We start from the raw sequence: 10563 nt of genomic DNA, 5'->3' as shown, positions 1-10563 counted from the left end.
GCACTACAACTACCATCGACCCCACACTGCCGCCGGAAACCAACCACCAGCCATCCGGCTCCACACCGGCGTCACCAACGTCATGGCCTCGTACACCTAGGCCGAGAACCAGCCGGGCGTGTCGACCGCCTCGTCGAAAAACTCCAGCGGGAACTCCGTTCAGTTCCCACGAAACCATGCAAACAGGCAAAGATATGCATATCGCGGATGAATGATTCACCGCGCATTCACGGCAAACCCGCAGAACCAGACATAGCGCCTCGCGGCCTTCGTCCCTATTTCCCTTTTTACGACGAGCGAAGGTTGAAGTCCTGGTGAATTCCGGGCAGCCTCGACCGTCTGACGGGCGGTTTCCGTGCTTTCCGCTCGCATAATTCACCGGTAGCCCGACCGATCGAGGAGTCAGAACTGTGCGTGCCCGCTGGATCGCGGTGGCCGCGGGTGCGGCGGTGATCGCCGCCGGGGTGGTGGTGGCGGCCTGGCCCGGCGACGAGGCGCATGCCGATCCCGAGGTGGAGATCTCCCGGTCGTCCTGCGGGACCGGGTGGTCCGATCCCCGGCCAGGCCCGCAGGTATTCCAGCTGCACAACACCGGGTCGGTGACCGCGGAGGTGGACCTGGTCGACCCCGCGACCGGCGTGATCTACGGCGAGGTCGAGGGCCTCAGTGCCGGAACCACCCGCCCGATGCAGGTCACGCTGGCCAACGGCGACTACGCCTTCCGTTGCCTGCCAGAGGACACGCCGGCCATCACCGGTCCAAAAGTGACAGTCACCGGCGGCGCCACACGATCGCCCGGCGTGGCCCCGGTCACCCGCAACGACCTGCTCGGCCCGCTCAAGACGTACGAACAGAAGACCCAGGAAGGCCTGAACGGCCTGGCCGGACAGACGGCCGCGCTGAAGGACGCCGTCCACAGTGGAAACCGGGATGCCGCCAAAACCGCCTGGCTGACCGCGTATCTGGCCTACGAACGACTCGGCGCGGCCTACGACGCGTTCGGCGACTTCGACGGGTCCATCAACGGCACCGCCGACGGGCTGCCCGGCGGCACGGCCGACGAGGGCTTCACCGGGTTCCATCGAGTGGAAGCCGGTCTCTGGCACAACGAGGACATGGCAGCGCTTGCACCGGTCGCCGACCAGCTGGACGCGGACGCGCGGAAGCTGCGGGACACGTTCGCCGACAGCCAGATCGACGGCAACGACCTCGGCCTGCGCGCCCACGAGATCATGGAGAACACGCTGCAGTTCGAGCTCACCGGGCACACCGACTACGGCAGCGGCAGCACCCTGGCCACCACCAAGGCGAACCTGGACGGCACCCAGGCGGTCCTGGACGTGCTGCGGCCCTTGCTGACGCCCCGCTACCCCGCTCTGCCCACAGTGGACAAGTGGATCACCCGGACCCGGTCCGATGTGGACAAGGCGGGTGCCGTCCCGGTCGCCCAGCTGGATCCCAAGACCCGGCAACGGCTGAACGCGGACGTGAGCCAGCTGTGCGAGCTGCTGGCCCCGATCGCGGCCATCGCGGAGCCGAGGAGGGTCTCGTGAGCACGCGTCGTTCGTTCCTCCGCGGCGCGATGGCCGGCGCCGCGGGGCTGGCCGCCGCCGGCACGTTGACCTCGGCCGAGACCGTCGCGGACACGATTGCGTTCCACGGCACCAGGCAGGCCGGGATCCTGCGGGTGCCGCCCGCGCAGAGCATCGTGGCCTCGTTCGACGTCACCGCGGACGGCAAGGGCGAGCTGACCGACCTGCTGAAGGCGATCACCGACCGCGCGAGGTTCCTGACCGCGGGCGGCCCACCGTCCACAGTGGGCATCACCGCTCCTCCGGCCGACTCGGGTGTGCTCGGCCCGCAGGTCCCGAAGGGTGATCTCTCGGTGGTCCTCGGCGTCGGCGACTCGTTGTTCGACGACCGGTTCGGGCTGGCCGCGCGCAAACCCAAGGGGCTCAAGCCGATGCCGGTGTTCCCCAACGACGCTCTCGACGCCGCCCAGTGCCACGGCGACCTGAGCCTGACGCTGGCCGCGACCAACACGGACACCGTCCTGCACGCGTTGCGGGACATCACCCGCGCGACCCGCGGCGGCATGCAGATCAAGTGGAAGCTCAACGGGTTCAGCTCACCGTCGCGTCCGAACGGAACACCCCGCAACCTGATGGGCTTCAAGGACGGCATTTCCAACCCGGAGGGCGCGGACATCGACCGTCTGGTGTGGACGGCCGACGGCGGCAGCTTCCAGGTGGTCCGGCTGATCCGGATGCTCGTCGAGTTCTGGGACCGGGTCTCGCTGGCCGAACAGGAGAACATGTTCGGCCGCCGCCGGGACACCGGTGCGCCGCTGGACGGCACCGACGAGAGGGACGTGCCCCGTTACGCCGAGGACCCGGTGGGCTCGGCGATCCCGTTGACCAGCCACATCCGCAAGGCCAACCCGCGCACCCCGGAGACCGACGACAGCCGGATCCTGCGGCGCGCGGTGAACTACGACCGCGGCGTGGACGTCAACGGCAACCTGGACATGGGCCTGATCTTCCTCTGCTACCAGCAGGATCTGGCACGGCAGTTCGAAGCGGTCCAGAAGCGGCTCACCGACGAGCCGCTGGTCGACTACATCTCCCCGTTCGGCGGCGGCTACTTCTACGCGCTGCCAGGTGTTTCCGGTCCGGATGACCACTACGGCCGGGCACTGCTCGGCTAAGTCCCCACCACCGAGAGGAAAACCCAGTGAACACAAGGCGCCGCAGAGCGATGTACGGGGTGGGCGCGATCGCGTCCGCCGCCGTGCTGGCGGTGGTCACTGGCTCCGCCGCGACCACGGCGGAAGCTCAACCGTTGCACCAGCGGCCCGCGGAGTGGCTGCCCACGATCACGCCGATCAAGCACGTCGTCGTGATCTTCGGTGAGAACATCTCCTTCGACCACTACTTCGGCACCTACCCGGACGCGGCCAACACCGACGGCACGCCGTTCCAGGCCAAGCACAACACGCCGAAGGTCAACGGGCTCGGCCACGACCTGCTGACGAACAACCCGAACGCCTACAACCCCAAGCGCCTGACCCACGAGCAGGCCATGACCTGCGACCAGAACCACGGGTACGGCGCCGAGCAGGCCGCGTTCAACGGCGGCAAGATGGACAAGTTCGTCGAGAAGACCGAGACCGACAAGTGCACCGGGCAGCCGATCCTGTTCGGCGAGCCGGGCCTGGTCATGGACTACTACGACGGCAACACCGTCACGGCGATGTGGAACTACGCGCAGCACTACGCGTTGAACGACAACTCGTTCAACACCGTGTTCGGCCCGTCCACTCCGGGCGCGCTCAACCTCATCTCCGGCCAGACCCACGGCGCCCAGGCGCTCACCTCGGTCACGCACGAGCCCACCACCGACTCGTACGCCGTCGTTTCCCCTGATGCCAAGGGAATCGGCACGGTCATCAACGACCCGGACCCGGCCTGGGACGACTGCTCGGACAAGAACCACACGAGCAAGGACAACCTGGCCACCATGCACGGCCGCAACATCGGTGACCTGCTCAACCAGCGGCACGTGACCTGGGGCTGGTTCCAGGGCGGCTTCAGGCCGACCGGCACCGCCAACGGGTTCGCGGTGTGCGGCCAGACGCACACCAACATCGGCGGGTTCTCCGTGGTCGACTACAGCCCGCACCACGAGCCGTTCCAGTACTACCAGTCGACGGCCAACCCGAAGCACCTCCCGCCGTCCTCTGTGGACGCCATCGGCCAGACCGACCAGGCCAACCACCAGTACGACATCACCGACTTCGACGCCGCGCTGAAGGCGGGCTCGATGCCCGCGGTGAGCTTCCTCAAGGCGCCGGAGTACCAGGACGGCCACGCCGGCTACTCGGACCCGTTAGACGAGCAGGAGTTCGTGGTCAACGAGATCAACAAGATCCAGCACTCCAGGGACTGGAAGTCCACCGCGATCGTGCTGGCCTACGACGACTCGGACGGCTGGTACGACCACGTGCCCGGCCAGGTCGTCAACGGCAGCCACGACGCCGGCCAGGACCAGGCGATCTGCACGGGCAAGCCCACCCACCTGGCCGGCTACGCGGACCGCTGCGGTTACGGCCCGCGCCTGCCGTTGCTGGTGATCTCCCCGTACAGCAAGACGAACTACGTCGACCACACCCAGACCGACCAGACCTCGGTGCTGAAGTTCGTCGAGGACAACTGGCTGACCGGCCGGATCGGCGACAGCTCGTTCGACACCCGGGCGAACGGGATGTGGAACATGTTCAACTTCTGGTTCCCGTGGAACCGGGCCGACGCCCTGCCGCTGGACCCGAAGACCGGTGCTGTCAAGCACTAACGAAGGCGCGCGTGCGCGATCATGGACAGGGCGGATGCGGTCAACGCGTCCGCCCTGTTCTTCAAGCAAGGCAAGTCATGCTGCCCGACCGTCTCGATGAGCGAGAACCCCTGCAGCGCCAGCTGGTCGGGACGGAAGAAACTCAGCCAGGGTTCGCCGTTTTCGGCGGAGTGTGCGGAGATGGCGGCGGCGTATGCCTGACCGGCGGGGTCGCGCAGGTCTTCCGGAAGCAGGTAGTCGAAGACGATCTCCGTGCCGGGGGCGAGCGTGCTGAGGTCGGCGAGAGTCTGAGCGATGGCTTGCGGCGTCAGGTACATCGTGACGCCGAGCCAGCTGACGAACGCGGGCCGGGCCGGATCGAGTCCACCGTGGACGAGCTGCTTGGTCAACGAGTCCTGTTCGAAGTCGACCGGGACGTAGGTGGCGGACGCCGGAATGCCCGCGGCGGCCAGGAGTTCCAGCTTGCGGGCCTGAGTGGCGGGATGGTCGACCTCGAAGATGCGGATACCCGTTGCCCGGTAAGCGAAAGTGTCCAGGCCCGCACCGAGGACGACATACTGGTCCAGGCCACTGGCAGCGAGACGGGTCTCGGTGTAGTGGCTGCGGGTGGTCACGGTCGCGCGAGCGCCCGCGAGGATCGGATGGGTGCCGTGGAGGCGGTGGTACTGAACGAGTTCCTCGGCCTGTTCGCCCAAGACCTGGTACGCCAGGGTATCGGCGAAGATGAATGGTTCGGCGTCGACGATCAGATGTGCGGCACGCGCGGCGGCGGCCGTCAGAGCACTGCGTTTCACGGCACGCAGGTTACATCGAGATTTTCTTATTATAGCACAAAAACAAATCTTTCGAAAGCGCCAGAAGGTTACGAGGCATACCGCAATGCGTCGCCGAGGACGCTGATGTCCGGCCGCGCGGCGGGTTCCGGACCGAGCGCCCGGTCGATCGCCTTGCCCAGCTCGCCCGGCACCTGGCCGGCGATCGGCTGCGCGGCGTGCGGCGGCCGGCCGGTCAGCAGGTGATAGGCCAGGGCCGCCACCTGGTACACGTCGGTGCGCGGGCCGATCTGGCCGCTGCCCCGCTGTTCCGGCGCCTGGTAGTACTCGGGTCCCTCGTCCTGCCGGAAATCCGTGGCCGCCAACCCGAGGTCGCGCAACATGAGCCGGTCGTGCCGGATCAGCGCGGCCGGGGTCAGGTTGCGGTGGGTCAACCCCAGCGAGTGCATCTCCGCCAGGGTCACGCAGATCTCGGCCAGGCCACCCAGCAACCCGTACCGCAGCCGGGGATCGATCCGTTCCGGCGACTCCAGGCTGGCCGCGGGGCCGGACCGCGCGGCGGGCCAGCCGGTCACCAGGGTCGCGACCCGGTCGTCGGACTCGAAGTCCACCGCGGGCGGCACCCCGGGAACTCCGGCAAGGCGGGCCAGCAGGAGGAACTCGCGTTCCAGCGCCGACCCCGCGCCCGATTCGGCTTGGCGCAACCAGACATACCGGTCACCGAGCGACGCGAGTGCCTGCAGCCGCAGGCCTTCGGAGACGACCTCGTCGGCGAGCAGGTACACCCGATCCCCGATGGCGATTTCCGCGGGTGTGACGTTCACGCCGACCACCGGCAGCGGGAACCGTGCGGTACCACCGAAAGCGATCAGCAGCTCCTCGACGCCGGCCCAGGTGAACTCCGAGACGATGTAGTGGGTCGTCGAGTAGGCACACAGGAACGTCGGGATGTCGTCCACCGAACGTCCAGGCAGGACAACGGGAAGCACCCGGCGGGTCTGGCCTTTCAGGTCCCGGGTCAGGATGTCGCGGATGATCGCGGCCTCGAACTGCGCGCCGCGGCCCTCGTCGGGCTCGGCCTCACCGTCGGCGCGCCTGCGGTAGTCCGGCGAGGCGACCACCAGGATGAAGTCCGCTTTGCGCAACTGTTCGATCGCCCACGCCGACCAGTCCCGCCGGTCGTCGTCGTACCAGGCGTCGATGTGCACGTCCAGCCCGACGTCCTCGCGCAGGAAGGTCGCGAACCGGCGGACCTGCTCCTTGTGCCCGGCCGAATCGTGCGAATAGGAAATGAACACTCGCGTCAACGCCAACTCGGTGCTCATCCGGGTGATTGAACCCCAGAAACAGCTGTTTCGGGAAGTTGTCCCGATTTTGTCCCGTTCAGACCACCAATGACGTCAACGCGGTCGTGGGCGCGGTCGGCTCATAGTCGCGCCACGCAACGGCAAGCCGCCGGACGGCCTCGGCGATGACGTCCGCCGGTTCCAGGAACGGGATCCGCAGCCAGGTCTTGCTGCCACCGGACACGTCCAGCGAAGTCCCGGGCAGCAGGGCGACATCGTGGCGCAGCGCGACCTGCGCGAACGAGGTCGCGTCCCCGCGCGGCAGCTCCACCCACAGCGTCTGTCCACCGAGGGCTGGCGTGAACCGCCAGTCCGGCAACAAGGTCCGCAGCCCGTCGCACAGGACGTCGTGGTTCTCCTCGAGACTCGCCACCCGCCGGGCCCGCAGCGAGTCCAAAATGGACACGAGTTCGGCGGCGGCGAGCTGGCCGGGGATGTTGCTGCCCAAGTCGTGCACGGCCTTCAACCGGCCCAGCTGCATGATCAACGGCGCCGAGCCGCGGATCCAGCCGACCCGCAGCCCGCCCCAGATCACCTTGCTCAACGAGCCGACCGTGAGCACGGAGCCGTACGCGGCGATCGGCAACGGCGGTTGCGCGTCGAACCCGAGCTCGGCCATCACGCCGTCCTCGATCACTTTGATCCCCAGTGCCGTCGCCACTTCCGCGACCCGGCGGCGGGCCAGCGCGGGCATCACCGCGCCGGTCGGGTTCTGGTGCGACGGGATCAGGTACACGACCGTGGGCCGGTCCTCGCGCATGACCCGGATCAGCGTCTCGATGTCGCCGACCGGCACCGTCCGGAACACCGCCGCGCACTCCCGGAACACCTCCAGCGCGCCCGGGTAGGTCGGCGCCTCCACCACCACCCGGTCGCCCGGGCCGACGAGCAGCCTGGCCAGCAGCGCCAACGCCTGCTGGCCACCGGTGGTCACCAGGATCTGGTCCGGGTCGGTGGGCACGCCTTGCCGCGTGTACCGGTCGGCGATCGCCTGGCGCAGCAAGGGATGGCCGACCGGGCGGTAGCCGAGGTCGCCGGTGAAGCTGGTCTCCAGGGCTTTGCGGTAGGCGTCCTGCACCTCGGGCGGCACGACCTTCGGCGCCGCGCAGGTGAGCTGGAGGATGTTGTCCAGCGGCTCCAGCAGGTGCAGGAACAACGGGTTCGCGCTGTCCACCGGCCGCGCCGGATCGGCGTACAGCACCGCGGGCGCGACCCGGGTGCCACTGCCCTGCCTGCGGACGATCTTGCCGTCTTGGGTGAGCAGGTCGTAGGCGGCCACCACGGTCGTCCGGCCGACCGCGAGCGCGGTGGCCAGGGTGCGGTCGGGCGGCAGCGGCGAGTCCGGCGGCAGCGCGCCGTCGTCGATCAGCTGGCGGATGCGGGTGGCCAGCAGCATGTACAGCGGGCCGTGCCCGGCCGACCAGCGGCCGAGCCGGGCGACCAGGTCCTCACAGCTCGTCACGAACCAATCCTGCCAGATTGGCCCTATGGCGAGTCCAATTGATATCGAAGACTTCGGTCATGACCTTGCACCGCGAAACCCTCGCCGTCCGCCTCCACGCTCCGGACCCGGGCCGCCCCCTCGCGGTGCCGATCTACCAGACCGCGAACTTCGCCTTCGACGGCCCCGACGAGGTGGCCTCGGCGATGAGCGGGCCGGACACGTTCAGCTACAGCGGTTACAGCAACCCCACCGCCCGCGCGCTGGAGGACTCGATGTCCGCGCTGGAGGGTGGGGAGGCGGCGTTCGTCACCGGCTCGGGCACGGGTGCGGTCAACGCGGTGTTCCATTCGATTCTGCGCCAAGGCGATCACGTCATCGCGCAACGGGCTTTGTACGGTGGCACGGTTTCCGTGCTGAACAACCTCGTGTCCCGGTGGGGCCTCTCGGTGAGCTACATCGACGGGGTGTCTCCATCGGAGCTGGAGTCCGCTCTCCGGCCCACGACCCGGATGTTGTTCCTGGAGACCATCGCCAACCCGCTCGGGCACGTGCCCGACCTGCCCGCGTTGACCGAGGCCGCCCGCTCGGCGGGCCTGATCACCGTGGTGGACAACACTTTCGCCACACCCCTGCTGTGCAGGCCGCTCGAGCACGGCGCGGACATCGTGATCCACTCGGCGACCAAGTACCTCGGCGGGCACCACGACGTGATCGGTGGCGTGGCGGTGTTCGCGGACCGGGACCAGTACCTTTCGGCGTGGCAGCACGCGATCCGGCTCGGCGTTGTCGTGGACCCGTTCGCCGCCTGGCTGATCCTGCGCGGGCTCAAGACCCTGCCGTTGCGCGTGGCCCGTCAGTGTTCCAGCGCCCAGTACCTGGCTTCCCGTCTTGAGGACCACCCTGCCGTGCGGGCCGTGCACCACCCGGGCCTGCCTTCGCATCCCAGCCACGAGCGCGCGGCCAAGCTGCTCAGTGACTTCGGCGGCACCGTGGCGATCGAGGTGGACGACGCGCACGCGTTCATGACCAAGCTCGAGCTGATCATCAACGCGCCGTCCTTGGGCGGCACCGAGACCATCGTGATGCACCCCGCCACGACCTCGCACAGGTTCCTCAACGAGGAGGAACTGGCCGCCGCGGGCATCTCCCAGGGCCTGGTCCGCATCGCCCTCGGCCTGGAACACCCCGAGGACCTCTGGGCCGACCTCCACCAGGCCCTCCCCTGATCCGAAAATCGATGGTGAGTGGGCAGGTCGAAGTACCCGGTGGGGTCGCGCCGGGTGCTTCGTGGGTTGTCAGGTGGGGTCAGGCGACGGGGTCGAGGGTGACTCGGTAGCCCAGCGCGTTGAGCTGGTGGATGTGGTTGCGGATCTTGCGGTCTCGGTTGGTGTGGTTGGCGTAGAAGTCCGGGCCGAGGTCCTGGAACTGGGTGTCGGGGTCAGATAGCAGATGCCAGATGATGACCAGGATGGAGCGGCCGACGGCGACGATGGCCTTTTTCGCGCCGCCGCGGCGGGCGATGCGCCGGTAGCGTTCGCCGAGGAAGGTGTTGGTCTTGCTGGCCGACACGGCGGCTTCGCCCAGGATCCTGGCCAGGTAGGGGTTGCCGTGGCCGGTGCCGCCGGCGCCTTTCTTCTTGCCTGCCGATTCGCTGATTCCGGGGGCGAACTTCGCCCATGAGCACAGATGTCCTGGGGTGGGGAAACGGGTCATGTCCAGCCCGATCTCGGCGATGGCCACGTGCGCGGCGGTGCGTCCGACTCCGGTGATCTCATCGAGCCGGTCCACCGCCGCGGCGAAAGGGAGGATCAGCTCCTCGATCTTGGTGTCGATATGGGCGATGTCGGCGGTGATCGCGTCGATGCGGCCGAGCATGGTGGACAGCAGGAAGGCGTGATGGTCGGTGAAGTGACCGGTGAACGCCTCCTGCAGCCGGTCGATCTTGCGGCGCATCGAGGACCGGGCCAGTTGCGCGAGCGCCTTCGGATCTCGCTCGCCCGTGATCAGCGCGGCCATCATGTCTCGTCCGGAGACGCCGAAGATGTCCGAGGCCACCACGCTCAGTTTGATCTGGGCGTCTTCTAGGAGCTTCTCCACTCGCTGCTTTTCCGCCGTGGCGGCCTCCACCAGGTCTCGCCGGTAGCGGGTGAGATCCCGCAGGCGACGGATCGGTGGCGGGGGCACGAAACTGGGGCGGATCATCTGCCGTTCGGCGACCTTGCACAACCAGACCGCGTCCAACCGGTCGGTCTTGGGCCGGCCGGGCAGGTGCTTGACGTCTCTGGCGTTGACCAGCCACGGGTCGAGCCCGTGGGCTTCCAGCAGGTAGAACACCGGCTTCCAATAGTCCGAAGTGGACTCCATTACCACCCGGGTCACCCCCAGCGCGGTCAGCCGATCGACCAGCAGCAGCAACGACCGGGTCATCGTCGAGTAGGGCTTGACCTCTTGCAGCCGTTTGCCCGGACGGGTCTCATCCGGCACCCGGACACAACACATCACCTCGGCCTTGCCGATATCCAGCGCGGCCACCCGCGTGATGATCTCCTCGTTGTCTTGCGTCTGCTCGAGCATCGGTCCTCCCCGGCTAGCAGGGCGGTTGCCCGCGGGAGCCCAGGCGATGACGAATCTGATCCGCGTGCTCGAAGCA

At 68.0% G+C, this 10563-nt stretch carries 8 protein-coding genes and 1 pseudogene; 5 read left to right on the top strand and 4 right to left on the bottom strand.

Annotated elements, in window-relative coordinates:
- From AB0J95_RS48905 to AB0J95_RS48890, 4 genes and pseudogenes are all read left to right on the top strand, one after another.
- A pseudogene (locus tag AB0J95_RS48905) lies at positions 1-100 on the top strand (IS481 family transposase); the annotation flags it as partial.
- Between the two features lie 310 nt (positions 101-410).
- On the top strand, positions 411-1553 hold the full coding sequence (locus AB0J95_RS48900) for an EfeM/EfeO family lipoprotein (RefSeq protein ID WP_364773399.1): 1143 nt from the start codon (positions 411-413) through the stop codon (positions 1551-1553).
- A gap of 29 nt (positions 1554-1582) precedes the next feature.
- On the top strand, positions 1583-2707 hold the full coding sequence (locus AB0J95_RS48895; RefSeq protein WP_364773409.1) for a Dyp-type peroxidase: 1125 nt from the start codon (positions 1583-1585) through the stop codon (positions 2705-2707).
- A 50-nt stretch (positions 2708-2757) separates the two neighbouring features.
- Positions 2758-4350 (top strand): alkaline phosphatase family protein, encoded by a 1593-nt coding sequence (locus tag AB0J95_RS48890; RefSeq protein WP_364773407.1) that lies wholly within the window; start codon positions 2758-2760, stop codon positions 4348-4350.
- Here AB0J95_RS48890 and AB0J95_RS48885 read toward each other — a convergent pair.
- The 3 genes from AB0J95_RS48885 to AB0J95_RS48875 all read right to left on the bottom strand — a co-directional run bounded on the left by AB0J95_RS48885 (position 4347) and on the right by AB0J95_RS48875 (position 7931).
- Positions 4347-5144, bottom strand: a complete 798-nt coding sequence (locus tag AB0J95_RS48885; protein ID WP_364773398.1) for a class I SAM-dependent methyltransferase — start codon at positions 5142-5144, stop codon at positions 4347-4349. The two genes, AB0J95_RS48890 and AB0J95_RS48885, sit on opposite strands and share 4 nt — an antisense overlap.
- 68 nt (positions 5145-5212) lie before the next feature.
- Positions 5213-6448: an SEFIR domain-containing protein gene (locus AB0J95_RS48880; RefSeq protein WP_364773397.1), complete on the bottom strand. Its 1236-nt coding sequence runs from the start codon at positions 6446-6448 to the stop codon at positions 5213-5215.
- 58 nt (positions 6449-6506) lie between these two features.
- Positions 6507-7931: a PLP-dependent aminotransferase family protein gene (locus tag AB0J95_RS48875; RefSeq protein WP_364773395.1), complete on the bottom strand. Its 1425-nt coding sequence runs from the start codon at positions 7929-7931 to the stop codon at positions 6507-6509.
- 59 nt (positions 7932-7990) lie between these two features.
- Between AB0J95_RS48875 and AB0J95_RS48870 the strand changes: the two genes are divergently transcribed.
- Positions 7991-9139, top strand: coding sequence for an aminotransferase class I/II-fold pyridoxal phosphate-dependent enzyme (locus AB0J95_RS48870; RefSeq protein ID WP_364773393.1), 1149 nt, complete (start codon positions 7991-7993; stop codon positions 9137-9139).
- Positions 9140-9218: 79 nt separating this feature from the next.
- On the opposite strand, the gene AB0J95_RS48865 is transcribed toward AB0J95_RS48870, so the two are convergent.
- Positions 9219-10487 (bottom strand): IS110 family transposase, encoded by a 1269-nt coding sequence (locus AB0J95_RS48865; protein ID WP_364773391.1) that lies wholly within the window; start codon positions 10485-10487, stop codon positions 9219-9221.
- Between the last annotated feature and the right edge of the window lie 76 nt (positions 10488-10563).

Source organism: Actinocrispum sp. NPDC049592, from assembly GCF_040675465.1.
Lineage (GTDB): Bacteria > Actinomycetota > Actinomycetes > Mycobacteriales > Pseudonocardiaceae > Kibdelosporangium.
The sequence above is the reverse complement of the archived record's forward strand: the minus strand, read 5'-3'. Positions and strand labels throughout refer to the sequence as shown.